A 25,670-nucleotide genomic window follows, 5' to 3' on the forward strand; every position below is an offset into this window, starting at 1 on the left:
CATCTCTATTTACGAGATTCACTTATTATTATACCGTGTGCGGTGTGTATTGATGCCTTGCCTCGCACCTTCATTGCCGAAGTGTGCTCAGTAAACTGCGCAATCATCACTTCACCTTTATCTAACTTTTCAGAGTGATGAAACTTTGTATCTGTACCGCGCGTTAACCCGATTAGTTGTACGCCATCCTCTTGTGCTTCAATTACAATATAGTCTGTTTGTGCCATCTTTACACATCCTTTTTCGCCTCGCTAGATGTAGGCAGATTTCTTTGTCCATCATATCATAAATATGCAATTGATATTAAGACATTTGGATAAATGATACGACTTCACGGCGCAATACTTCATCCTGTTCATAAACCCCACGTGCTACCGAGGTAACCGTCTTAGCACCAGGCTTTTTAAGCCCGCGCATTGTCATGCACATATGCTCAGCCTCAATAATAACATATACCCCTTTTGCACCAAGTGTTTCCATAATTACATCCGCTACTGAAGACGTAATGCGCTCTTGTAATTGCGGACGTCGTGCAATAGTTTCAACAGCGCGGCCTAATTTACTTAAGCCAGCTACTACACCATCTTGTGGGATATAAGCTACATGTGCTTTACCGTAAAATGGTACGAGGTGATGCTCACACATTGAATAAAAAGGAATATCTTTTACTAATACGAGTTCTTCGTGATTTTCATGAAATACCGTTTGGAAATAGTCACGTGCATCTTCATGTAAACCACTGAACATTTCTGCGTACATTTTAGCTACGCGTTTTGGTGTATCTAATAAGCCTTCACGATTTACATCTTCGCCTACAGCTTCTAATATCATTTTTACTGCTTCTTCAATTTTAGGTAAGTCTACCTTTGACATATCTGTTATCCTCCCACGTGTTAATACATTTAACCTTACATTAACACTACTTTAATAATGCAATCCATTGTCCATTGTAGCACCCTTTGCGCTGTTATTAAACGAACCAAACTCGAATTTCTGTGAAATTTATGTAAGAAAAAAGTAGAGGCGACCCAAAATAACATTTTAGGTCGCCTCTATGTAAAATACATTTTATTTTACAGCTTTAAATGATGCATTAGTTTACCGCATCTTTAAGCGCTTTACCTGGTTTGAAAGCAGGTACTTTGCTTGCAGCAATTTCAATCTCAGCACCATCGAGTAAGAACCTCCCGCCTTGCTATGTTGCCATAGTAGGTTTGGTTGAACTTCTCCTAGAACCGTACGTGCAACTCTCGAAGCATACGGCTCACCATCCGAACTACTTAGTCAGTTTACAATGACCCCGTGTGTATTTTCCAATGACAATCGGTGCATACAATTAGGGTTTTCCTATTTCGAGCTATCATTTCTTTCATCCAGTAACTCAATTTTGTCTTCTTTTTCAAGTTCTTGAGTTTATTTGTGTGGTGGATATGAAATTCACCATCGATGTCGAAGCTCCCGCAAATTTCACATTCACACGCTGATAGCCTTCTTTCTAGTTCCGTACGTCCTCTATGTTTCATTAGGTTAAATACTTCATCAACGCTTTCATCGGTTTTTGTTGACGAGAATTTCTCTCGTGTTATAGGGCTGTTAAAGAATAACATTGTCTTTTTCCCTTTTTTGGTATCATAGACTGTACCCCAATATTTCCCGATTCTTAGTGATTCCTTGATTTTACCTACTGAGGATTTCCGTTTTCTAGCCATAGTACCTAAGGTACTATATTCAATAGCGTAAATTATCGTAGACATTTGCCTGTGAATATTTTTCGCTATCTTGAAATAGTTGTAAATACCTCTGATTTCACTATTTGCGATAGAGATTAATTCCAAGTCAGACAGGTTAGTTAAACTGTAACGTGCTACCGGTTTCCAAGTACCGTCCTTTTTGAATGTTATAGCCCTAGCATCTTTGAGCCATTTTACAGCATAATCGTGTGGCATATAGAATTCCAAATTACCGTTAGCTTTCCTCATACTTCCGTGACTGTAGCTGACTCTTTCGATTTTAGGTACTCTCTTTGTAATTTCGAATCCTAAGAATTTTGCTCTGTCAGATACGTGTGTTACGAGTGTCTTTTCCTCTGAGAGTTCTAAGTCAAGTTCGTTTTTAAGGAATTCACCAACTTTCCTTTTAATTCTTTCGGCATCTTCTTTAGACCCTATGATACCTATTAAAAAGTCGTCTGCATATCTAACGTATCTCAGTCTTTTGTATGATTCGTCTTCTGGGTCATAGTAAGGCATTTGAAGCATTTCTTTTTCAAGTGCTTTAATTTCTTTCAATGTTTCCTCATTTGGATTCTTTTTGTATTTCACTCTTCTCCGATGTAATTTCGCAGAAGTTCTACTATACGCAGGGTTGGTTTTTCTGTTTGGTGAACCTTTTTCAAAGCCATTTTGCAGATTCGCCATATATTTATCCAATTCGTGCAGATAAATGTTAGCAAGAATAGGACTCATTATACCTCCTTGCGGAGTACCTGAATATGTTTTGTGATATACCCAATCCTCAATGTATCCACATTTTAGGAATTTGTTTATCAATCTTAGGAATTTTTCATCCTTTATTCTCTTTTGTAATAACTTAATGAGAATATGCTGATTGATGTTATCAAAGCATCCTTTTATATCCCCTTCAACAAACCATTTTATACCTGTAAAGGTAACGTCAATATCGTTTATTGCAGTATGACAACTTCTATTAGGTCTAAATCCGTGCGAAGTGTTAAGAAATATTGGTTCATAAATTGCCTCTAGTATTAGCCTAATGACTTCTTGCACTAGTTTATCCTTAAAGTTTGGCATTCCTAACGGTCTTTTCTTACCATTTTTCTTTGGAATGTAGACTCGGCGTAGTGGGGTAGGTTCATACGTTTCGTTGCGTATTTGGTCGATTATCTTTTCGATATCTTTGTTACTAAATCCACTGATAGATGTACCATCACTGCCTTTAGTACCCGCCCCACTATTGGCGTATAGTTTTCCTATGGCTCTAAGATAGAAATCTTCATTGTAAAGGTTTCTAATGAGCCTGTCGAACCTGTAATTCTCATCTGTCGCTTGGGTGACTAAGTTGTTCAATACCACCTCAGAATTTCTCATAGTGTCTCACACACTCCTTCTAAAGTTCGTATTAAACTCGCTCGAACTGTCCCCCTTCGCCACGTAGCAGGCTTTCCCTACCTCAGACTACTATGGGGACTCTGTTACCATATCAAGTTTTCATAGACCACACCTCTTGGTCTCCCTTGAGGTCATCTCTAATAGCTCCGTGAGGAGCGTCTTGACTTAGGTAATCCATCGTTATCCACTATGACTAGGAATGTTGATTGTCGGATGGAACTTTCGCTCTTAGATTTTTATCAAATCCGTGTCTACTATATGAATAGACGAATCTCCGTCAAACAGGGTACGGAAATTCCTAGTAGAAAATGGGACTATATCTCATTAACCCATCTGCCAACCCAATGCCACCGAGCTATTCTTCACGCAGTATAGCATTCATCCTTATATCAACTTGGCGTTGGTTCTCAGTCGCAAGTTATGAGTCCTTGACTTGAACCTTTGTTCCGGCATACTGTTGTCCTTATATTGGGTTTCCCCTCAAAGTGAGCCGTTCGCCTATGACCATCTATTACGTCATACGATTCCTTGCATCGTTTTCCTTAGCGGACGCGTACTTTCGTTACTTTCTTCTTATTAAGAAGCTAGTTGTGAAAGCACTTCGATGCGTGCTGTTTGTGGGTTACGACCTTTACGAGCCGCACGTTCACGTACTTCGAAGTTACCAAAACCGATTAATTGCACTTTATCACCCTTTGCAAGAGTGTTTTGAATTGTATTGAAGACAGCGTCTACTGCTGAAGCAGCATCTTTCTTAGAAAGTTCTGTAGCTTCTGCAACAGCGTTTACTAGTTCTGTTTTATTCACACTATTCACCTCCCCTCAAAGGATATGCTTCTGTAGCATGTAAAAAGATTAACACATCGCAAACCGCGGTGCAACTGTATTCCTTAGTCATTTACCCAAATCTACAGCAAATAATAGTATTTTGTTGATTTTTTAGAAAAATTTAAGGCGTTTCTGTTGTTTCTTCAGTGTTTTCGCGCGCTTTAGCCTCTTCTTCTTGCTTCTTCCCAAACATCATCACAGGCTCGTTATTCTCATCGACCGTATAAGGAATAGAATAAGCAGGAACAATTGGTGAACGCTCAATTAATAAGTCACGAATATCATCACCAGGTTTTACGTCAGGTTGTTCTTCTCGCAAAATCTCAGCTAAGTCTAATGTGTAATCTACATATAAATTACCATCACCTGTCATAAAGATCGGCAATTGATGATTGCTATAAGGGCTTTTTACAGTTAATGGTTCTTTAAAGCCTAACGCTTCATAATCAATATGATATGCTTTTGCATTAATCGGTTCAGCAATTGGCATATAACGATTCATCGAGCGAATACGAATTTCACGAATGCGCTCTGGCATATTTAAATCCACTAATTTTACTTCCGCCGTATTTTCAGGATCCCAAATAATATATTGGTAAATACCACCTTTTTCATAAGCATTGCCTGGTGGCTCAGGCATATATTTTGGTACGAGACGTTCGAAATCAATTAAATATTTAATAAAAATATCCGTATCCATATCACGTGTTTTAATCGGTACTAAACCGCCCGTATCGTCACGAAACTGATCTACTGCACGCTGCACAGATGCAAGCTGATCAGCATACGGAATTTGATTTTGTGCTTTTTCGCTGTCAGGAAACATACAGCCTGCTAACATCATCGCAACTAACATCATCGTTAGCCCTAAAGCAAAGTGCTTTTTCATTTTTCCACCTCTTTGACAAATTAAGCTGGCCAAGTTGCAACAACTAGTACCATTAAAAATGAACCTAAACCAAATAAAACATATGCAATTAAATTGTTAATCGTACGTAAAAATCCATTTTTGATTTTATTACGTCCTAAATAAATTAAAAGAATTGATACCATCATTAATCCAAGGCAGTAAAAAGAAACCCACATAATATCAAGTGATGGCATATGTGCTAACGGACCCAATGCGCCTAACCACCTTTCTGTATGATCATTTTCTACAACAGTATACTACAACTCACTCAAAAAAAGAGTATCCAATAAGCTAAGCTCTTTGGATACTCAGTGAACTCATTGCGGCATCATATCATCAATCTCTCGTTTTTTCATACGCATCATTAAGTGATCAACCGCTTCTTTAGGCGCTTGTTGCTCAAATAATACACGATATAGTGCACTCGTAATTGGCATCGTCACATCGTACTTTTGTGCAAGTTGATAAGCGGCTTGCGTCGTGCGTACTCCTTCAACGACCATACCCATTTGTGCTAAAACTTCTTCGAGCGGATGACCTTGTCCTAGCATATTACCTGCTCGCCAGTTACGTGAATGTACACTCGTACATGTCACAATTAAGTCACCCATGCCGGTTAAGCCCGAAAAGGTAAATGGATTGCCACCCATTTTAACGCCGAGACGTGTAATCTCAGCCAATCCTCTTGTAATTAGCGCCGCTTTAGCATTGTCGCCGTACTGTAAGCCGTCGGTAATGCCGGCTGCAAGCGCGATAACATTTTTAAGCGCTCCACCAATCTCCACACCAATAACATCATCATTAGTATAAACGCGGAAATACTGGTTCATAAATAAGTCTTGTACCTTTTCTGCTGCCGTTAAATTAACACAGGCTGCCGTTACAGTTGTCGGTTGTTGTTTAACAACTTCCTCCGCATGGCTCGGTCCTGATAAAATGACGATATCGTCCATACAAGCTGCTGTAATCGACTCTGCAATCATTTCCGAAACCCGTTTATGCGTATTTGGTTCAATTCCTTTAGATACAGGAATAAATAGCGCGGGTATCGTTAAATATGCATTAAGTGCCTCACAAACTTCGCGAATGGCTTTTGTAGGTACAGCTACGACAACGTTTGTAGCATGTTCACTCGCGCGTTGTAGCGATGCTGTAGCCTGTAATTGCTTTGGCAAAATTGTACCTGGTAAATAGCGCTCATTGCTATGGTGCATCATAATTTCATCCACTTGATCTTGTCGATGCGACCATAATAAAACGTCATGACCATTTTCAGCAAGCACAATCGCTAGAGCCGTACCCCATGACCCAGCGCCTAATACCGTTACTTTTTCCAATCTTATTACCTCCCCTTACTTATGTGCGAGCACGTGTAATTAAACGAATTGGCGTTCCTTCAAAATCAAAGGTTTCACGAATACGGTTTTCAATAAAACGCTCATAAGAGAAATGCATCAGCTCTGGTTCGTTGACGAACACAATAAATGTTGGCGGCTTGACCGCTGCTTGTGTCGTGTAATAAACGCGTAGACGCTTACCTTTATCAGACGGCGCAGGATTACGCACAACAGCGTCTTCAATTACTTCATTTAAAATAGAAGATTGAATACGCATCGCATGGTTGGCGCTCACACGATTAATAATTGGTAAAATTTGATGAACGCGTTGCTTCGTTTGTGCTGATACAAAAATAATAGGTGCATAATCTAAAAATAAAAAGCTTTCACGAATTTCATCAGTGAAATTTTTCATTGTTTTATCATCTTTTTCGATGGCATCCCATTTATTAACGACGATAATTACCGCCTTACCCGCTTCATGAGCGTAGCCTGCGATTTTTTTATCTTGCTCTTGAATGCCTTCTGCAGCGTTTAGTACGACTAACACTACGTCAGAGCGCTCAATGCCTCGTAGCGCACGTAATACCGAGTATTTTTCAGTTGATTCATACACTTTACCGCGCTTACGCATACCCGCTGTATCAATAATGACGTAGTCTTGACCATCATAAGAGTAAGGCGAGTCAATCGCATCACGTGTCGTACCTGCAATATTACTAACAATGACACGCTCTTGCCCTAAAAATGCATTAACTAACGATGATTTACCCACATTCGGACGTCCAATTAATGAGAATTTAATGACATCATCGCCATAATCTACGTCTTCTTCTTTAGGGAAATGTTCAGCGGCTGCATCAAGTAAATCCCCCAAACCTAAACCGTGAGAGCCTGAAATAGGATAAGGCTCGCCAAAGCCTAACGTATAAAAATCATAGAGCATGTCGCGCATATCCGGGTTATCAATTTTATTAACCGCTAATACAACGGGCTTTTTCGTTTTGTATAAAATTTTCGCTACTTCTTCATCCGCTACTGTTACGCCTTCACGGCCATTCGTCATAAAAATAATAACATCTGCCTCGTCCATTGCAATTTCTGCTTGCTGACGAATCTGCTCTAAAAACGGCTCATCACCTAACTCTATGCCGCCTGTATCAATAATATTAAAATCGTGTGTTAACCATTCTGCTGAACTATAAATACGGTCACGTGTAACACCTGGCACGTCTTCTACTATTGACACGCGTTCGCCAACAATTCGGTTAAAAATCGTAGACTTCCCTACGTTCGGGCGACCTACGATGGCCACTACTGGTTTTGTCATTTTCTTCAATCCTTCCAAACTCTACTATGCGTTTTATTATACATGAGAAATAAGCAACTTTCATCTATGCGCTTTGACAGCATAGCGTGTTCAGCCACTTTTCGCAATGTTATTTTGCTCAAAATAAAACGAGAGCTCACACGATTGTGTAAGCTCTCTGTTTTTGTTGTTTACTTATCGAAATCTTTTAATTGGTCGCCGATAACATCGCCGAATGAGAAGCCTGAACTTTCTTCAGGTAGCTCATAATCAAAGTTTTCTTCAGCTTCTTCGTTTTCTACTAAAGCTTTAATGCTTAATGACAAGCGATGCTCTTCTGGATTTACATCAAGTACTTTCACTTGTACTTCATCGCCTTCTTTCAGCGCTTCGTGTGGTGTATTAATATGTTTATGTGCAATTTGTGAAATATGCACTAAACCTTCAACACCTGGGAACACTTCGACGAATGCACCAAATGAAGTTAAACGCTGTACAACACCATCTAGTACCGCTCCTTTAGGCGCTTTGTCGGCTATTTCCGCCCATGGTCCTGGTAACGTATCTTTAATAGATAATGAAATACGGTTTTTCTCTGGGTCTACAGATAATACTTTAACGCGTACTTCTTGACCTTCTTCTAACGCTTCACGTACGTCCGTAACGTGCTCATGTGCAATTTGTGAAATGTGTACAAGACCGTCCACACCGCCGATATCAACGAATGCACCAAAATCTGCGATACGCTTCACAACGCCATCGCGCACTTCCCCTTGCGTGATTTCTTCGATTACTTCTTGTTTTTTATTCGCTTTATCTGCTTCTACTACAGCACGATGAGATAAAATCAAACGATTTTTTTCGCGGTCTAACTCAACGATTTTCACCGCTAATGTTTTACCTTTATAGTCTTCAAAATCTTCAACGAAATAGTCTTCAACTAATGATGCCGGAATAAAACCACGAACACCTAAATCTACAACTAAACCGCCTTTGACAACATCATTGATTACAACATCAAAAACATCACCGTTATCAAATTGTGTTGTTAATGTATCCCACGCTTTTAGTGCGTCTACTTTACGTTTAGATAAAACGAAATTATCATCCTCTACTTTAGTGATCATTAACTCTAATGTATCACCTACTGCTACAGCATCAGAAGCTTCTTCGATGTGTAAGCTTGAAAGCTCACTAATAGGTACAACCCCATCAAACGGAGCACCCGGAATTGAGACTGTTACTGCCTTTGCATCCACCTGCTCTGTTACACCTTTTACAATATCACCTTCGTTAAACGTTTCAATTTGTTTATTTTCCTCTGACATATGTAACCCTCCTTCGCATCTTCACTATCTATCTTAGTAGAGTTTTCCCCTAAAAACAAAAATTAACCCCCATTTTGCAATAAAATGTGGCTTTTACACCATTTTGTCGTATGCTAGCGTTAAAATTTCGTTCGCTGCCTCTTCAATTGTTAAGTGTGTTGTATCTAAAAAAATGGCATCTGGTGCTTGAATAAGCGGTGATGCTTCTCGCTCACTATCTTGGCGGTCCCGCTCTTCAATCGCTCGCTGCAACTCTTCTACAGTGGAGGCAATTCCTCGTTGTTCGTTATCAATAAAACGACGGCGCGCACGTTCTTCTACCGTAGCAGACATATACACCTTTAACTCTGCTTGAGGCAACACGTGGGTTGCAATATCTCTACCATCCATTACGACGCCACCTGCGCTCGCAAGTTCCTGCTGAAGCTTAACCATAACGGCGCGTACGCCTGCATGTGCCGCTACTTGTGAAACATTCGCTGTTACCGCTGGTGTACGCACGACTTGCGTTACTTCTTGACCGTCGATAAAAATAAGTTGTCCTTGTGCGGAAGGTTGCAATGTTATTTTCATTTTTTCAGCTACTGTCGTTAGTGCGCCTGCATCATTTAGCGAAACGTGTTGTTGCATCGCTTGATAGGTTACTGCACGGTACATCGCACCTGTATCAATATACGTAAACTGTAGTTTTTCGGCAACAATTTTTGCCACCGTACTTTTACCAGCACCTGCTGGCCCATCAATTGCAATTTGAATTTTTTTCATCATCGTTCCCCTGCCTTCTTTTTTTCGTCCATATTGTATCATAGCCGAAAAAAAGTTGCCGTTGTAGGCAACTTTAAAATTCGACTTCTCGTTTACGCTCCGCTAATTGGCGTTCAAAACAAAAGCGTACGATATGCTGTTTATCTAAATCATCCGTATCTGTAAACTGTACAGAAGCTAAGTGCATAGGTTCTTTTTCGAAAATACGCACGACATTAGCATCTGTCGTCACATACGAAATAGAGCCATCAGCAAAAGGTAATACAATAGTAGCTTGCACTTTCATACCTTCTTTTAATGTTGTTAAATCATGTCGCAATTTAATGGCTACCCCGCCAGCACTAATGTCTTCTGTAACGTATTGGTAATGCTTGCCTTCAACCGTTAACGCAATATCCACTTGTGTCTCTACACGCACATACTCGCGACGTTGAATTTTTTGAATAGTTGTCGGATCAGGTTTGGCCAAAATCATCATCGGGATGTTCCCGATTACGCGACGACCAATAATATCCGTATAAAACGCATAAGAATGTAAATTGTCTACGGAATAGGTTACGCGAAACTGCATACCATCTACTAAAAAGGCTGTCTTTTTCGTTAAGGTATTAACAGGATAGTCAACAAAAATCCCTTCATCCGTTACCTCTGCCACTTTACAGCGAAAACGTTCAATGCGCTCCGTATGTGTTGGCTCTAAAAATAATAACGTTCCTGCTTTTAAATCCATAGTCATTCCTGCCTGATGCAGTACCCCCCTTTTCGGTTACGATTTTACTCATCACAGTTTATTTTGTTCATGTAAATGACGCACAAGATCCCGATGAGCGAGCTTTACTTTACGCAAACCAAACCACCATAAAAATAGCATAAACGGCACAATTAAATACATCCAGTTTCCTTTGAATGTCAATATGCCATTGTAAATAATATGTAATAACATCGGTGCGAATAGCGCAATAGCTAGCAGTTCTTTCCGTCGCTCATTTTGTGAGATTTTAGCTTGACCGAAGTAATATCCCATTACTACGCCAAATAGTGCATGGCTTGAAACAGGTAAAAGTGCACGCAAAAATGCTGTATCTACACCGAACGTTAGTAGATACAAGACATTTTCTACTGTCGCAAAACCTAGCGATATGCTTGCGCCATATAAAATCCCGTCATACGGATCATCAAACTCCACATGATTGTAAATTGCAATTAATAGCAAAAACCACTTAAAAAATTCTTCGATTGTGCTTGAAAATAGCACATCTTGTGCAAATCCATGTGCAATAACGCCTTCCTCTACAAAAACATATTGAATAAAGAGGATAGGAAACGTTACTACAGCTCCATAAATAAACGTATGAAAGAGCGTTCTTCTCGGTTCAGTAGCCATCTGATTGCGTAAATAAAAATAGCTAAACAACGCTAGACTTGGGGCAATCGCTGCTGACAACAAGATGAACATAAGCACGCTCCTTTCACAAAAACATACGTTAATTATACCATTTTTCTTCAAAAAAACATGCTAAATCTTCTCATATCGCCAACGACTGTTAAATGCTTATGAATCCTCATCTTACTCCGCTATGCTTTAATAAGCCTGCCCATTGGATTAATGCATAAATGTCGCGTAGTCCGTATCATCATTAGCTAACATTAAACGCAGTTTTAATGCTGCTTTCTTCGCATCAAAATCGCCACCCATAATAACACCTAATTGAGCAAGATTATGTGCACTGCCATAATAATCATACGTCGGGAATACACGTCCTTCTTCTGTAGCTGTCGTGAGCACTACTTTAACACCTTGCGCACATAATTTTGCTACTGCTGTTGTCATGCTAGGTGTAATTTGGCCACGCCCTGCACCGACGAGCACAATACCTTGCACTGAAGTTTGCGCTAATAGCGTAAGTATAGTAGCACTCGCACCTAAATGTGCATAAACAATTTCCACTTCAGGATATCTAGCGTGAATGTTATAATGCTCTCTTTTGGTCGGCTTTTGGTAAATCATTACTTCATCATTATCAATAAACCCTAACATGCCATAACCGATTGCACCGAAACCATTAATGCTAGATGAATGAATTTTTTTTACATACTTCGCATGCACAATTTTTTCATTAAATACTACGCATGTACCAATATTGTCACTTGCATCATCCGCTGCTACAAGTAAGGAATTACGCAAATTGGCATAAACATCTGTACCAGGATCGCTCGGAGACTTTTGAGAGCCTGTCACAATAATAGGGCGCTTATCATGAATCGTTAAATCTAAAAAGTAGGCTGTTTCTTCTAAGCTGTCTGTACCGTGCGTAACAACAATGCCTGCTAAAGTCTCATCTTCTAACAGCTCCATAATCGTTTCGTGTAAACGATTAAGATGATCAAATGTCATATGCATCGAAGGCACTTGAAATAAGTCAACGAGCACAATACTAATTTCTTGTTCTAGTTGACACATCGCTAAAATTTCATTCCCACTTAGCTTTCCTGACTCTAGCTTATTTGAAGCATTGCGCGTACTTGCAATCGTACCACCTGTTGTAATTAAAGCTACTTTTTTCTTCATACGCCACCTCTTAATCGGTATTTTTCATAATAGCTTCTGCAATACAGCGACCGTGGAAACGTCCATTTTCAATAAAAATTTCATTGGCATTATTGCCTGCTGCAATGACCCCAGCAATAAATAAATTCGGGACATTCGTTTCCATCGTTTGCTCATTAAATGTTGGACGGCCTGTACAATCGTCCATTTCCACACCCATCGCTTTAATAAAGCTATGGTCAGGATGATAGCCGGTCATCGCAAATACTGTATCATTTTTAATGATTTGTTCCTTGCCATCGATAACAAGTGTTACCGTATGTTCATCAATCGCCTTCACTTCTGTTGAGAAATGCATCGTAATTTCACCGTCGCGGGCTAAAGCTTCAAACTCAGGTAGCACCCACGGTTTAATGCTCGGTGAATAGCTATCGCCACGATAAACGACTGTTACACGTGCTTTCGCTTTATTTAGTTCAAGGGCTGCGTCAATCGCCGAGTTTTTCCCACCAATAACTACTACATCGGTATCGAAATAGGGGTGTGCTTCTTTAAAATAATGATGCACTTTAGGTAGATCTTCACCTGGAATATTTAAATAGTTGGGGCTATCATAATAACCTGTTGCAATTACTACATAAGGTGTAGTGTACACTTCTTTATCCGTAGTAACTGTAAACATATCCGCTATCTTTATAACGCTTTCTACACGTTCGAAACGATGCACCTTAATATCCTTCATTTTTACGACTTCACGATAATAAACAAGTGCCTGATTACGCTTCGGTTTACGCCCTTCGATAATAAAAGGTACATCTCCTATTGCTAATTTTTCGCTCGTACTAAAAAAAGTTTGGTGCGTCGGATAGTTATAAATTGCATTGACGATGTTTCCTTTTTCAATGACTACCGGGCGCATGCCTTTCTCTTGTAGCGCAATCGCAGCAGCTAAGCCGCAAGGGCCTCCCCCTACAATAATCGCATCTACTTTATTCATGCTAAAACACTCCTTTATTTTCATCACTTCTTATTATACATCGTTCTCGGTTGTAACGTAATGATATGCGTTTCGGGCAGCGCACCAAAGCGAAGTGGCATGAGTGTTGTGCCGTAGCCATTACTAATAATCGTCGTCACTTCTCCTTGCTTTTGTATCGTTCCTTTTGGACGAATACCGAGAGCACCTAAACGTATTTGCCCGCCGTGCCAATGCCCAGCTAAACGAAGCATGGCTGCATCATTAGACATGCGCTGAAAGACAACCGGGTTATGCGAAATAAATACGGTAAATGCATGCTTAGGTACGGTTTGCAGTGCTTGTTCAATGCTATAGTTCCGCGACGATGTATCTTCAATCGCACTAATATAAACTTCATTCGTTAATGCAGAAGCGCTATTCTCTACTAATACAACATCATATTTTTGGTAAAGTTTACGCACGATTTCTTCATCAATTTCGCGGTCATTATTTCCCCATACGGCAAAGATTGGACCACACTGACGTAAGCGTTGGAGATTTTTTTCAAGCTTAGTGAGCGTAGTGCGTCGATCGCAAAAATCACCGCCGATAATAACAGCATCTACTGGTCCTAGACGTTTAAGCATCCGCTGATTAATCGTACGATTATGCACATCCGAAATAAAATAGAGGCGCAAGTTCTGTGTAATAGGGGCCTGTACAGTATGTGCGACGATGCGATTCCGGTTCGCTGTAAATATCATATACAGCATAACGATAAAAGGTATGGCTACTATATACTCCATAAAATTCCTTCTTTCCATGAAAAATGTCGATACAGTTTGCGCTGTATCGACATTTACAAAAGTTAAGGCAACGTAATTTGTTGACCTACTACTATATTATTTGAGCTTAAACCATTAGCAGCGCGAATTTTTTGTAACACTGCCTCGTCGCCACTACCATAATAGTTAACGCCGATACGATAGAGCGTCTCACCTGCTTGCACCGTATGTGTACGCGCCTGAGGTTGCTGTTGCTGTTGTTGCTGTTGTTGCTTTTGCTCTTCAGCTTTACGCGCAGCTTCGGCTTGGCGAGCAGCTTCAGCTTGACGTGCTGCCTCCGCTTGTTGTGCCGCTTTGGCTTGCTCAGCAGCTTGCGCTTGTTCTGCTGCTTTTTGTTCTTCAGCTTTACGCGCAGCCTCTGCTTTGCTAGCTTCCTCTGCTTTTTTCTTAGCTAAAGCTTCTTTTTCAGCTTGTGCCTTATCTTTTTCGGCTTGCTCTTTTTCTTTATCCGCTTCTTTTTCTTTGTCAGCGTCTTTTTCTTTATCTTTAGCTATCGGCTCTCCGCCTTTTACTACTTCTACTTCATCCTCATCGTCTACTACTACATCTGTTACTTTTTGCCCTGGCTCGTAAAATAACCAAACAAAAATAAGAATAGAAATCAAAATTAAAATAAATGTAATTGATAAATATTCCATCAGATGACGTTTTTTCTTCTCCGGCTTATCGCTCTTTTCTGTACGATAACGTTCGGTACGAGACATTTTTTGAGGCTCTTGCTCTTCTTCTTCGCCATCAATTGTTTGGCGATGCTCTTCAAATTTATCTTTGTAGTCATCCTTATCCATGTTCGACCCTCCAACTAAGATTACTATCACATATTATGACGAAAAACGTGATGCTTGTAAATGTTTCTGTATGCATTGTATCATTTTAACAGCATTTGCTGTAAACGCAACGCCCAATCTAGAGATTGCTTCGATAAATTTGTAAACTTCCGCACTTCCTTATAGTCCTCAACATTTAACCCACACTGGGTACAGCATGCCTGTTGCGGCACTGTTGCTTGCTCAAAGTATTGTAGTAGCGTAGCACGTAAACATTTCGACGTTTCCATATAGTTTTTAGTTGCTTGAAACGCTTTATTTTTTTCTACCTTTAACGTTTGACAATAGACAATCGCTTGTGAAAGCTCATAATTCGCGTACAAATATTTCAACAGTTCGGCATTGCTGTCACTAATGGCAAGGGATACATGCGCATAGTAGGCGCGCACCATTTCTTCGGTCGGCACTGTATCATGTAGAAACTGCAATACTTCTTTATCTTGTTCTGTGCAAAGCACCGTCGCCAGTGCGTCTTGCCCATCTCTTGCCGCACGACCAATTTCCTGCATATAGCCTGAAAGCGTCGGGGACATCGTTTCATGAATTACGTGACGAATATTATTTTTATGTACGCCCATACCGAAAGCGCTCGTTGCTACAATCCACTCTAGCTCTGCAGCTAAAAACTGTTCTTGAATCAATTGGCGATCTTCATTCGTCATACCACCATGATACGCGGCTACCTTTATACGCCACTTTCTCAGTTGCGCTGTCAATTGTTCGGTTTTTTTACGCGAACTCGTATAAATAATCCCAGGACCTAGCGTTGTGCTTACATACTCCTCTATCCAATTTACCTTTTCCTGCGCTGTTGTAAACCACTGACGCGCTAATCGAATCTCTTTTCTATCTATTGGCGCAAGATACATGCTAGCTTCTTTTATACATAGCACATCTTTTATATCGGCTAGTACTTTACTAGTTGCAGTGGCCGTTAGGGCAACAATCGGTGGTCTAGAATCATACTTTAACCATGTATTCAAGCGCAAATAATCAGGTCGGAAGTCGTGTCCCCACTCCGAAATACAGTGCGCTTCATCCACTACGATTAAACCGAACGGCAACTGTTTTAATCGCCTGCCTATATTGACATTTTGTAACATCTCAGGTGAAACAAAAATATAATCATAATGCGCTAAGTTAGCCAACACCTCAGTAAATTGCTCTCTTGTCAAAAAAGAATTTAGCGCTACTACACGTTTAAAACCTAGTTTTTTCATTTGATTCACTTGGTCTTGCATTAAAGATAAAAGAGGTGAAATGATTAAGACAGGTGCCTCTTTTAACCGTCCTGTTAATTGATAACATAAAGATTTTCCCGTACCTGTAGGTAATAACGCTACAACATCTTCGTTAGCAAGCAAAGCGCGAATTACTTCTTCTTGCCCTGGTCGAAAAGAGCTAAAGCCGAAATAGTGTTGTAAAGCTCGTTCTAACATATTAAACCTCCCTAGTTAAAGCTAAACGAATGGTAAAGTAATCGATGTTTAATGTTTGTTGCAATACTTTTAAACGTCTCGTCTTTAGCGTTGCTACAGCTTGATGCACGCGGCGCACTATTTTATCCTCTACATAAGGTGTAATATCAAACGTTGGGCGATTACGCGCGATTTCAATCACATGATCATGAATCGTCGCAAGTTTAAGTTTGCGCTCGTTAGCGACTTGTTCTAATGTGTAGCCTTGCGCAAGAAATTGCAACGTTTTAGCTGCACTGACCGTTAGCGGTTCACTTACGATACAGCCTTCTAACAAAGCAAGTAGTAAGGGGCTTTCTACACGCTTTAACAAATAGTGTAGCGCTTCTAACCAGGCTAGCTCCGCATCGATGGTTGCTACATCTTTCGTACTCGCTAATTGCTCAAGTGTTTGTGCTGGTTGCTCATAGCCACTTAGACGATATGTAAATAACAAGCGTTGCCAATCACTAATTGCTTCATCCGCTAGTAACGATACTATCTCCTTATAAAGATCTTCGGCTAATGACGCTGTTGTATAACGACGTAAAAACTGTTTAACGAACCGCTGTATACGTAAATCCGTAACTACAGGTACAAATTTCATATTTTGTGCATTGCGTTGTGACAAAGTTTGTACAAGCAATTGTAAACGAGCAAAAAAGACGCGCTCACCACCGCGATAAGAGAAGCCATCAAAGTGAGAAGATTGTTGTGGAGGTGGCTTTACAGTATAGCGCTCGTTAGTTAGTTGTAAATCACCTTGCTGACACAGCTTAGCAATGACTGCATCATAGCTTTCTCTCGTTAAAAAGGGCAAGAGATGGTAGTAAGGTTGCAAATGAAACAACACTGCATCCTCCAATGTTTGGGATGACTTCTTCCCTTTTAATAAATGATAAGGCGCGGAAATCGTGCGCTCACTGTTGAAAATCAGTAAAATTTGTCGAACTAATAGCTGAAAATTCACAGCAAAATCCTCCGTTTCGATAGTTACTGTTGAAATGTAAGCCGAACATCTTTAAAATGAGAAGGGAACGATTAGCGGAAATGTAAAGGAGAGAATATAAATGGCTAAGTACACGATTGTCGATAAAGATACATGTATCGCTTGTGGCGCTTGTGGTGCAGCTGCACCTGATATTTATGACTACGATGATGAAGGTATTGCTTTCGTTATTTTAGATGATAACATGGGCACAACTGAAGTACCAGAAGACTTACTAGAAGACATGCAAGATGCTTTTGAAGGTTGCCCAACAGATTCTATTAAAGTGGCTGACGAAACATTTGACGGCGACTCATTAAAATTTGAATAGTCTTTACTTAAATTGCTTATGCGCTTATGCATAGGCAATTTTTTATTGCATCTCATTTTTTGGCATGGTACTATAATTAGTAGTTGGTACTAATAACTGATAATACAAAAGGAGTTGCTACTTATGTTGCAATTAACAAATAAAAACATCGTCGTAATGGGTGTTGCAAACGACCGCAGTATTGCCTGGGGCATTGCAAAAAAATTATTTGACGCTGGCGCTAATGTCATCTTTACTTACCGTCAAGAACGTTCATTAAAAAAGCTTACACAATTACTTGAGAAGAATGACCAAAGCACATCATTAGTCGTACAGTGCGATGTAAATGACGACGCGAGTACAAAACAAGCTTTCACTACAATTGGTGAAAAGGTCGGTGTCATTCATGGCGTTGTCCATTCCGTAGCTTTTGCAAACGGCGAGGACTTAAAAAATCGCTTTTTAGATACTTCTCGTGATGGCTATGCCTTCGCACAAGATACAAGCGCTTACTCATTAATCGCAGCTGCTAAGGCCGCTCACCCTTATATGACAGAGGGCGGATCAATTGTTACAATGTCTTATTTAGGCGCAGAGCGCGTACTAGACGGCTATAACGTAATGGGCGTAGCTAAAGCTGCACTAGAAGCTTCTATGCGTTATTTAGCTGCTGATATTGGTCAGGATAATATCCGTGTTAATGCTATCTCTGCAGGCGCAATTCGCACGCTTGCTGCTAAAGGTGTGCCATCATTTAATACAATTTTACACAAAATCGAAGAAACTGCGCCACTAAAACGTAATGTACAACAAGATGAAGTAGCAGATATGACACTTGTGATGTTATCTCCACTATCTCGCGGTGTTACAGGCGAAACCATTTATGTTGATGGTGGCTATAATATTATGGGATAAAAAAAGCTGAGGCGCGCCTCAGCTTTTTCTTATGCTATAAATTTTTCATAAATTGTATACAAAATAACAATACTAATCGCTACAGGCACTACGTATGTCATCAATAGACGGTACACCGTATAAAATAAAGGACTCACGTTACTCCCTTGTAACAATTCCGCTTTAACGCGTTCACGCTGCATCACATGAATGACAAAAATCGCAATGAGCAAGTTGCCAATTGGTAAAATAATATTAGACACTAAAAAATCGGTAGCATCAAAAATTGTCTTACCAAAAATCGTAACGTCACTTAACACACTTGATGTTAATGCTGAAGGAATCGCCGCAATAAATACGACAACACCTAAAATCATTGTCAGTTGTGCACGTGTCAGCCCAAACTTTTCAACAAGTGCTGCTACAATAATTTCATATAAGCTAAAAGATGACGTTAATGTAGCAAATAAAAATAACACTAAAAATAAAGCTAAAAAGATTTCACCAAATGGCATTTGACCAAAGGCTGCTGGCAGTACAATAAATAACAACTCCGGTCCTGCTTTTGCCTCAAGCCCTGTCGCAAATACTACAGGAAAAATTGCTAAACCCGCAAGTAAAGATACTAAAATATTTAATGTTACTACTGAACCTGCCGCCTGTGGTAAACTCACATCTTTTTTTAAGTATGAACTATACGTTACTAAGCACGACATACCTACTGCTAGCGCAAAAAAGGATTGCCCCAGTGCATATAACAATGACTCTCCTGTTGTCTTAGAAAAATCAGGATATAAAAAGAACTTTACACCCTCCATTGCCCCGTCTAGCGTTAATGCACGCCCAACGAGTATCATAAATAATACGAAAAGCAACGGCATCATAATTTTATTCATTTTTTCGATGCCATTTTGTACACCTAAGGAAATAACGACTACATTAGCTAATGTAAATAGGGCTAAACCAAAAAGGGTTGTACTTGGTGTACTCGTCACAGCACCAAAAATTTGGCCAGCATCAATACCATCACCAATTAACCCACCTGTTAATGCATAGCCTGTAAAGAGGGTTATCCAGCCACCTACTACACTGTAAAAAGTGAGTAATAAAAAGCAACCAATGACGCCCATACGTCCTAACCAAACCCACTTAGTAGCAGGTGCTAGCTTTTTATACGCTGTCACTGCCTCTGCTTGGGCATTACGTCCAATAATATATTCAGATAACAACATCGGTAAACCGATTAATAACGTAAACGCAACAAAAATTAAAAAGAATGCGCCCCCGCCACTTTGCGCCGTTACATAAGGCATTTTCCAAATAGCACCTAGCCCAATGGCCGCGCCTGCTGAAGCCAAGATAAAACCAAATTTGCTTGACCACTCATTTTTTTTACTCATCTCAACTCTCCTCAATATCTAAGCTCTTTCTACTTTACCAAAATTAAGGCCAAATTTGAACGACTAAAAATACTTGTACGGCTGCAAGTAATGGAAAGCCAAAGGCAAATTTGTTTTTTCGTGTTTTATGACGAAATAAATACATGCCAAGTACACCACCGACAGCACCACCAAAAATCGCGAGTGTAAATAGCGTTTTTTCTGCAATGCGTGATTTATGCTTTTTTGCTTGTGATTTATCATAACCCATGCAAATCACAAGAGATAATGACATTACGACTATATAACCGAGTACAACTTCATGCATTTTACTTAACTCCTTAAAAAAAGAGCTGACAAATTCGTATTGAATTTGTCAGCTCTTGTGTAAATTATTTTGCTACTGCTTGTTTAGCAGTTTCAGCTAGTTGAGCAAATGCTTGTGCATCTGTAACAGCTAAGTCAGCAAGCATTTTACGGTTTACGTCGATATTAGCAACTTTTAAACCGTGCATTAAACGGCTATATGAAAGACCATTCATGCGAGCAGCTGCGTTGATACGTGTAATCCATAATTTACGGAAGTCACGTTTTTTGTTGCGACGGTCACGGTATGAGTACATACCCGCTTTCATTACTGATTGGTTCGCAACTTTATATAATCTATGCTTTGAGCCGAAGTGACCTTTAGCTAATTTTAAAACTTTTTTACGACGCTTGCGCGTTACAATTCCGCCTTTTACGCGTGGCATACCAATTACCTCCTGCTAATTCATGTGAATGAATTTGTTTGTTTTGTTTTTATTACTTCATGTAAGTTAATAATGTACGGATACGTTTGAAATCGCCTGAAGAAACTACTTTAGCTTTACGTAAGTGACGTTTTTGCTTAGTAGATTTGTTAGCGAATAAGTGAGAACCGTATGCACGGTCAAACTTTAATTTACCTGTACCTGTCTTTTTGAAACGTTTCGCCGCGCCGCGGTGAGTTTTCATTTTTGGCATTTGAAATTCCTCCTAAACTCAAGTAAAAATTATTTTTCGTTCTTAGGTTGCATAATTAAGAACATGCTTCGGCCTTCCATCTTCGGTTTTGTTTCAACCGTTCCGACTTCAGCACAAGCTTCTGCAAAGCGATCTAATACGCGTTGACCGATCTCTTTGTGCGTAATTGCACGACCTTTAAAGCGAATAGATGCCTTAACTTTGTCTCCTTTTTCAAGGAACTTAATACCGTTGCGAAGTTTCGTTTGGAAATCATGCTCATCAATTGTAGGGCTCAGACGAACCTCTTTCATATTGATAACCTTTTGATTTTTACGAATTTCGCGATCTTTTTTCTGTTGCTCAAACTTAAACTTACCATAGTCCATGATACGAGCGACTGGTGGCTTCGCTTGAGGGGCTACAAGGACAAGATCCAAGTTTACACGAGTAGCGATTTCTAGCGCCTCGTTGCGTGTTTTCACACCTAACTGATCACCATTGTGGTCAATCAAGCGGACTTCACGTGCGCGAATGCCTTCGTTTACATACATGTCTTTGCTAATAATAATCCACCTCCAAGTGTTGTCGCGAATACATGAGTGGGCTTATATGCCCTGTTGAACGGTACACTTCTAAATGTCCATAAAAAAAGGACGGACATCGAAGAAATGTCCGCCCGCTTATATGTTCATACGCAAAAGTCTATGCGTTACAATTCAACGTGTCAAACCTGTAAACAACTCGTGCGAGCGTCTTATTCAGGTGAGAAGCGGGCAGCCTCTACTTCAACCACAATCTGTATTCATTAACCTTAACTATAATATCATCTATAATTTATTATGTCAATACAAAGTGTATAAAAATATTCACACCTTTTCAATTATAAATTATAGTATATTTAAGTATATCATCATTATTTTAAAGGAGGAAATACCTATGACTATCCGTCAAAAGTTTATTGTAGTCGTAACGCTCTTAAATACATTAACGGTTATCGCTTGCGCTACAATTTTTTGGCAACTTAAGCAAGTGGAGCATGAGTATAACGCAACCCTAGACAATGCTCTCCCTCTTTTAGAATCTTTACGCACATTGGAAGAGGATTTCTCGCAGCAAATGTCTGCCGTGCAAAATGTTTTATTAGATGTACCTGGAGCTGAGCGCAACTTCAATGCGCTAGAACAAGATAAACAACAAATTTTACAATCACTCGAAGCGACTGCTGATACAAAAGAAAGTCAAGCCTTAATTAAAGAAGTCATTGCAGCACACAACGCCTTTTTACAAGATGGCGAGGCAACGATGGCCCTTTATAAAGACAACAAACAAGCAGAAGCATTACAAAATTATGTGATGAAAGTAACTGAGCATGATGCGACAATTAATGAAGTTGGTAATCGCTTATCAGAAGCTATCAACGCTGCCATTATTGACGTACGGTCACAAGCTGAAGGCGTGGCTAAAAAGGCTGGCTATATTGCTCTTATTATCGCAACTGTTTCTGTTCTACTCGGTATTATGATTGGTATTTTTGTAACGCGCATTATTGTCATGCCAATTCGTGCATTACAAAAAGAAGTTAGCTTAGTAGCAACAGGCGATTTACGCTCTAATGACTTACCCGTTATTAGCAATGATGAAGTAGGTCAGTTAACGCAAGCTTTTAATCAAATGAAAAAAATGCTTTATACGTTAACGACTTCTTTACAAGATAACGCAAATCACTTAAGTGCAACTGCTGCAGAACTATCTGCTTCTACTACCGAAGTTACGGGCGCAGCTGAGCGCGTTGCTACATCAACACGCGCAGTTACCTCTAATATGGTAGGTACAGCTCAATCTGCTAATGACAGCGCTGTTGCCATGGATGAAACTGCACAAGCTGTTCAGCGCATTGCCGAATCTACACAACACTTACAACAATCTGCTACAGATACAGCTAGCATTGCTCATCAAGGTGGGATAACGATACAATCCGCAAGTGAACAAATGTCCACCATTCATACATCCACCCAAGCGATGACTTCGATGATTGAGCGCCTCATTGAACAATCGGTCCAAATTGAACAAATGACAGCCGTTATTGCTTCTATTACAGACCAAACGAATCTACTCGCCTTAAATGCTGCCATTGAAGCTGCACGTGCAGGTGAGCACGGTAAAGGTTTTGCTGTTGTAGCTGATGAAGTGCGTAAGTTGGCTGAAGAATCCAATGCATCGGCTGCCCAAATTAGCACCCTTACCGCTAGTATTCAGCAAGAAACACGCAACGCTGGTAAAGCAATGGCATCCAATTTAGCGACAGTGGAACAAGGTGTAACTATTATTAACGATGCGGGCGTAGCCTTCTCCCATATTACTAATGCTGTCGATACGATGCAAAATCAAGTCGAAGATATCTCAGCTGTAACCGAACAAATTTCTGCTGCAGCCGAACAAGTTGCCGCTTCCGTTACAGAAATTGCCACGAATGCTGGACAATTAGCCGAAGATGCTGCGACTTCACTTGAAATGACAGAAAATCAAAATGCCTCACTACAAGAAATGCAACAAGTTGCCGCGCAGCTTAGCGACCGATCTGTTGAACTTCAACAAGCTGTTGCCCAATTTAAAAACTAACAAAAATCCCGCTAGCGAAGAGCTTATCGTCCTCACTAGCGGGATATTTTTTATTTATTGTCTACGTCTTGAGCAATAATTGTTGCAAACTCATCAAATGATACGGTTTCAGAAGCTTTTGAACCATAGCGACGAATATTCACGCCACCTGCTTCAACCTCTTTATCACCAATGACAAGCATATACGGGATTTTTTGCATTTGTGCTTCACGGATTTTATAACCAAGTTTTTCTTCACGGTGATCCATTTCGACACGGTAGCCAAGTGCTGTTAGCTTTTGCTGTACATCTTTTGCATAATCAAAGTGTGCCTCATTTGATACAGGAATAACTTGTACTTGCACTGGTGATAACCATGTTGGTAATGCACCTTTGTACTCTTCAAGTAAGAAGGCTACAAAACGCTCCATTGTTGATACTACACCGCGGTGAATAACGACAGGGCGATGGTGTTTACCGTCTTCACCAATGTAGGATAAGTCAAAGCGCTCTGGTAATAAGAAATCAAGTTGTACAGTTGATAGTGTTTCTTCCTTACCAATTGCTGTTTTTACTTGAATATCAATCTTAGGACCATAGAAAGCTGCTTCACCCTCAGCTTCGTAATATTCTAAACCTACTGTATCCGCTGCTTCTTTCAGCATCGCTTGCGCTTTTTCCCACATCTCATCGTCATCAAAGTACTTCGTAGTATCTGCTGGGTCACGGTATGATAAACGGAAGCGGAAATCTTCAATACCGAAGTCTTTATATACAGCACGCACTAACTCTAATGCATGGACTAACTCATCACGAATTTGGTCAGGGCGCACAAAGTTATGACCATCATTTAATGTCATACCACGTACACGTTGTAAACCTGATACTGCACCACTCATTTCATAACGGTGCATGTTACCAAGCTCTGCGATACGGATTGGTAAGTCACGGTATGAACGCATTTTTGATTTGTATACCATCATATGGTGAGGGCAGTTCATTGGGCGCAGTACAAATGTTTCGTTATCGCGCTCCATTGCTGGGAACATATCGTCTTGGTAGTGATCCCAGTGACCTGAAGTTTCATATAACTCTTTAGAGCCAAGTACTGGCGTATATACGTGTTGGTAGCCAAGTGACAACTCTTTGTCTACGATATAACGCTCAATTGTACGGCGGATAGTTGCACCATTTGGTAACCAAAGCGGTAAACCCATACCTACTGTTTGATTCGTTGTGAAGATTTCAAGTTCACGACCTAATTTACGGTGGTCACGTTCTTTTGCTTCTTCAAGCATTTGTAGGTGATGCTTTAAATCTTCCTTCTTGAAGAAAGCTGTACCATAAATACGCTGCAACATTTTATTATCTGAGTTACCGCGCCAGTAAGCGCCTGCTAGTGATAATAATTTAAACTCACGTAATTTCCCTGTTGATGGCACGTGTACACCGCGGCAAAGATCAAAGAACTCGCCTTGGTAGTAAATTGATACTTGCTCATCCTCTGGAATGGCTTCAAGTAGCTCTAATTTATATTCGTCGCCTACTTCTTCATAAATCGCTTGTGCTTCTTTACGCGACACATTTTTGCGCTCTACTGGGAAGTTTTCTGCAATAATTTTTTTCATTTCTTTTTCAATAGCAGGTAAATCTTCTGCTGTAATTGGTGTTGGTGAATCAATATCATAATAGAAACCATTTTCAATAACTGGTCCAATACCTAATTTTGCATCAGGGTATAAACGTTTAACGGCTTGCGCTAAAACGTGTGCTGATGAGTGACGTAACACTTCTAAAGCTTCCTCATCATCCTGTGTAATAATAGCGATATCGCCATCTTGCTCAAGTGGTGTAGATAAGTCAACAAGTGTTCCGTTCACTTTACCTGCATAAGCTTTTTTGCGAAGTCCTGGGCTAATACCGCCTGCGATTTCCTCTGTTGTGATGCCTTTTTCAAATTCCTTTACTGCACCATCCGGAAAAGTTAATGTAATCATCTCTGCCATAAGTCGACACTCCTTGTAATTTTGTACACAAAAAAGCCCCATCCCAAAAGGGACGAGGCTTGTGCTCGTGGTTCCACCCTTCTTCCTTCCGAACAAAGTTCAGACGAAGCTCCTACATCAGCTAACGTGCTGGGGACGGCAAGAGATTTAACCCTCTTGCTGCTCATAGGGAGTAAAACTTATTACGTACTTAGGAAGTTTACAGCCGTGCCTTCCCTCTCTGTTAAGTCGTTTAATAAATTTCATATCCTAATCACTGCATTTACTA

Annotated in this window: 27 protein-coding genes and 1 pseudogene; 3 read left to right on the forward strand and 25 right to left on the reverse strand. The window is 40.1% G+C overall.

The annotated features are described in order from the left end of the window. Window positions 1-5: 5 nt before the first annotated feature. From mtrB to DDE80_RS05690, 19 genes and pseudogenes are all read right to left on the reverse strand, one after another. Entirely contained in the window at window positions 6-227 is a 222-nt protein-coding gene (mtrB, locus tag DDE80_RS05600; RefSeq protein WP_108306691.1) for a trp RNA-binding attenuation protein MtrB, read from the reverse strand. Window positions 228-303: 76 nt separating this feature from the next. Further along, complete coding sequence (gene folE / locus DDE80_RS05605; protein WP_108306692.1) at window positions 304-873, reverse strand: GTP cyclohydrolase I FolE; 570 nt, start codon at window positions 871-873, stop codon at window positions 304-306. Window positions 874-1,093: 220 nt separating this feature from the next. Next, window positions 1,094-1,171: pseudogene (locus DDE80_RS05610) on the reverse strand (HU family DNA-binding protein); the annotation flags it as partial. Window positions 1,172-1,289: 118 nt separating this feature from the next. Beyond that, window positions 1,290-3,107, reverse strand: a complete 1,818-nt coding sequence (locus DDE80_RS05615; RefSeq protein WP_108306693.1) for a reverse transcriptase/maturase family protein — start codon at window positions 3,105-3,107, stop codon at window positions 1,290-1,292. Between the two features lie 597 nt (window positions 3,108-3,704). Next, window positions 3,705-3,935 carry an HU family DNA-binding protein gene (locus DDE80_RS05620; RefSeq protein ID WP_108306694.1) on the reverse strand — a complete coding sequence of 77 codons (231 nt, stop codon included), beginning with the start codon at window positions 3,933-3,935 and terminating at the stop codon, window positions 3,705-3,707. Between the two features lie 142 nt (window positions 3,936-4,077). Continuing rightward, the gene (locus tag DDE80_RS05625) at window positions 4,078-4,845 is read right to left on the reverse strand and encodes a hypothetical protein (protein WP_108306695.1); all 768 of its coding nucleotides are present in this window, start codon (window positions 4,843-4,845) and stop codon (window positions 4,078-4,080) included. A gap of 20 nt (window positions 4,846-4,865) precedes the next feature. After that, on the reverse strand, window positions 4,866-5,078 hold the full coding sequence (locus tag DDE80_RS05630) for a DUF2768 domain-containing protein (RefSeq protein WP_108306696.1): 213 nt from the start codon (window positions 5,076-5,078) through the stop codon (window positions 4,866-4,868). 105 nt (window positions 5,079-5,183) lie between these two features. Beyond that, window positions 5,184-6,203 (reverse strand): NAD(P)H-dependent glycerol-3-phosphate dehydrogenase, encoded by a 1,020-nt coding sequence (locus DDE80_RS05635; protein WP_108306697.1) that lies wholly within the window; start codon window positions 6,201-6,203, stop codon window positions 5,184-5,186. A 19-nt stretch (window positions 6,204-6,222) separates the two neighbouring features. After that, window positions 6,223-7,533, reverse strand: a complete 1,311-nt coding sequence (der, locus tag DDE80_RS05640) for a ribosome biogenesis GTPase Der (RefSeq protein WP_108306698.1) — start codon at window positions 7,531-7,533, stop codon at window positions 6,223-6,225. Window positions 7,534-7,703: 170 nt separating this feature from the next. Next, window positions 7,704-8,840, reverse strand: coding sequence for a 30S ribosomal protein S1 (rpsA, locus tag DDE80_RS05645; protein ID WP_108306699.1), 1,137 nt, complete (start codon window positions 8,838-8,840; stop codon window positions 7,704-7,706). A gap of 93 nt (window positions 8,841-8,933) precedes the next feature. Beyond that, complete coding sequence (gene cmk, locus DDE80_RS05650; RefSeq protein WP_108306700.1) at window positions 8,934-9,608, reverse strand: (d)CMP kinase; 675 nt, start codon at window positions 9,606-9,608, stop codon at window positions 8,934-8,936. A 70-nt stretch (window positions 9,609-9,678) separates the two neighbouring features. Further along, a complete protein-coding gene (locus DDE80_RS05655) occupies window positions 9,679-10,335 on the reverse strand; it encodes a flagellar brake protein (RefSeq protein ID WP_108306701.1) in 657 nt (218 codons plus the stop codon). Between the two features lie 51 nt (window positions 10,336-10,386). Continuing rightward, window positions 10,387-11,061: a glutamic-type intramembrane protease PrsW gene (gene prsW, locus DDE80_RS05660; protein WP_108306702.1), complete on the reverse strand. Its 675-nt coding sequence runs from the start codon at window positions 11,059-11,061 to the stop codon at window positions 10,387-10,389. 147 nt (window positions 11,062-11,208) lie between these two features. After that, window positions 11,209-12,174 (reverse strand): asparaginase, encoded by a 966-nt coding sequence (locus DDE80_RS05665; protein ID WP_108306703.1) that lies wholly within the window; start codon window positions 12,172-12,174, stop codon window positions 11,209-11,211. Between the two features lie 10 nt (window positions 12,175-12,184). Beyond that, complete coding sequence (locus tag DDE80_RS05670) at window positions 12,185-13,150, reverse strand: YpdA family putative bacillithiol disulfide reductase (RefSeq protein WP_108306704.1); 966 nt, start codon at window positions 13,148-13,150, stop codon at window positions 12,185-12,187. 23 nt (window positions 13,151-13,173) lie between these two features. Next, window positions 13,174-13,917, reverse strand: a complete 744-nt coding sequence (locus DDE80_RS05675) for a metallophosphoesterase (protein ID WP_161952274.1) — start codon at window positions 13,915-13,917, stop codon at window positions 13,174-13,176. 62 nt (window positions 13,918-13,979) lie between these two features. Next, complete coding sequence (locus tag DDE80_RS05680) at window positions 13,980-14,744, reverse strand: LysM peptidoglycan-binding domain-containing protein (RefSeq protein ID WP_108306706.1); 765 nt, start codon at window positions 14,742-14,744, stop codon at window positions 13,980-13,982. A gap of 80 nt (window positions 14,745-14,824) precedes the next feature. Beyond that, the gene (locus tag DDE80_RS05685; protein ID WP_108306707.1) at window positions 14,825-16,222 is read right to left on the reverse strand and encodes a RecQ family ATP-dependent DNA helicase; all 1,398 of its coding nucleotides are present in this window, start codon (window positions 16,220-16,222) and stop codon (window positions 14,825-14,827) included. Between the two features lies 1 nt (window position 16,223). Then, window positions 16,224-17,210: a YpbB family protein gene (locus DDE80_RS05690; RefSeq protein ID WP_108306708.1), complete on the reverse strand. Its 987-nt coding sequence runs from the start codon at window positions 17,208-17,210 to the stop codon at window positions 16,224-16,226. Between the two features lie 100 nt (window positions 17,211-17,310). Here DDE80_RS05690 and DDE80_RS05695 point away from each other — a divergent pair, with 100 nt between their 5' ends. Further along, window positions 17,311-17,559: a ferredoxin gene (locus DDE80_RS05695; protein ID WP_053584054.1), complete on the forward strand. Its 249-nt coding sequence runs from the start codon at window positions 17,311-17,313 to the stop codon at window positions 17,557-17,559. A gap of 123 nt (window positions 17,560-17,682) precedes the next feature. Next, complete coding sequence (gene fabI, locus DDE80_RS05700; protein WP_036141776.1) at window positions 17,683-18,453, forward strand: enoyl-ACP reductase FabI; 771 nt, start codon at window positions 17,683-17,685, stop codon at window positions 18,451-18,453. 29 nt (window positions 18,454-18,482) lie between these two features. Here the strand turns inward: fabI and DDE80_RS05705 are convergent, their stop codons facing one another. The 5 genes from DDE80_RS05705 to infC all read right to left on the reverse strand — a co-directional run bounded on the left by DDE80_RS05705 (window position 18,483) and on the right by infC (window position 21,349). After that, the gene (locus tag DDE80_RS05705) at window positions 18,483-19,832 is read right to left on the reverse strand and encodes a sodium-dependent transporter (RefSeq protein ID WP_108306709.1); all 1,350 of its coding nucleotides are present in this window, start codon (window positions 19,830-19,832) and stop codon (window positions 18,483-18,485) included. A gap of 43 nt (window positions 19,833-19,875) precedes the next feature. Next, window positions 19,876-20,139, reverse strand: a complete 264-nt coding sequence (locus DDE80_RS05710; protein WP_108306710.1) for a DUF1294 domain-containing protein — start codon at window positions 20,137-20,139, stop codon at window positions 19,876-19,878. A gap of 64 nt (window positions 20,140-20,203) precedes the next feature. Beyond that, on the reverse strand, window positions 20,204-20,563 hold the full coding sequence (gene rplT / locus DDE80_RS05715) for a 50S ribosomal protein L20 (protein ID WP_108306711.1): 360 nt from the start codon (window positions 20,561-20,563) through the stop codon (window positions 20,204-20,206). Between the two features lie 52 nt (window positions 20,564-20,615). Continuing rightward, window positions 20,616-20,816 carry a 50S ribosomal protein L35 gene (gene rpmI / locus DDE80_RS05720; protein WP_108306712.1) on the reverse strand — a complete coding sequence of 67 codons (201 nt, stop codon included), beginning with the start codon at window positions 20,814-20,816 and terminating at the stop codon, window positions 20,616-20,618. A 29-nt stretch (window positions 20,817-20,845) separates the two neighbouring features. Then, on the reverse strand, window positions 20,846-21,349 hold the full coding sequence (gene infC / locus DDE80_RS05725; RefSeq protein ID WP_108306713.1) for a translation initiation factor IF-3: 504 nt from the start codon (window positions 21,347-21,349) through the stop codon (window positions 20,846-20,848). 385 nt (window positions 21,350-21,734) lie between these two features. Between infC and DDE80_RS05730 the strand changes: the two genes are divergently transcribed. Further along, window positions 21,735-23,417 carry a methyl-accepting chemotaxis protein gene (locus DDE80_RS05730; protein ID WP_161952275.1) on the forward strand — a complete coding sequence of 561 codons (1,683 nt, stop codon included), beginning with the start codon at window positions 21,735-21,737 and terminating at the stop codon, window positions 23,415-23,417. Between the two features lie 50 nt (window positions 23,418-23,467). Here the strand turns inward: DDE80_RS05730 and thrS are convergent, their stop codons facing one another. Next, window positions 23,468-25,402, reverse strand: coding sequence for a threonine--tRNA ligase (gene thrS / locus DDE80_RS05735; RefSeq protein ID WP_108306715.1), 1,935 nt, complete (start codon window positions 25,400-25,402; stop codon window positions 23,468-23,470). Window positions 25,403-25,670 lie beyond the last annotated feature (268 nt).

This window comes from Metalysinibacillus jejuensis (genome assembly GCF_003057615.1).
Taxonomy (GTDB): Bacteria; Bacillota; Bacilli; order Bacillales_A; family Planococcaceae; genus Metalysinibacillus; species Metalysinibacillus jejuensis.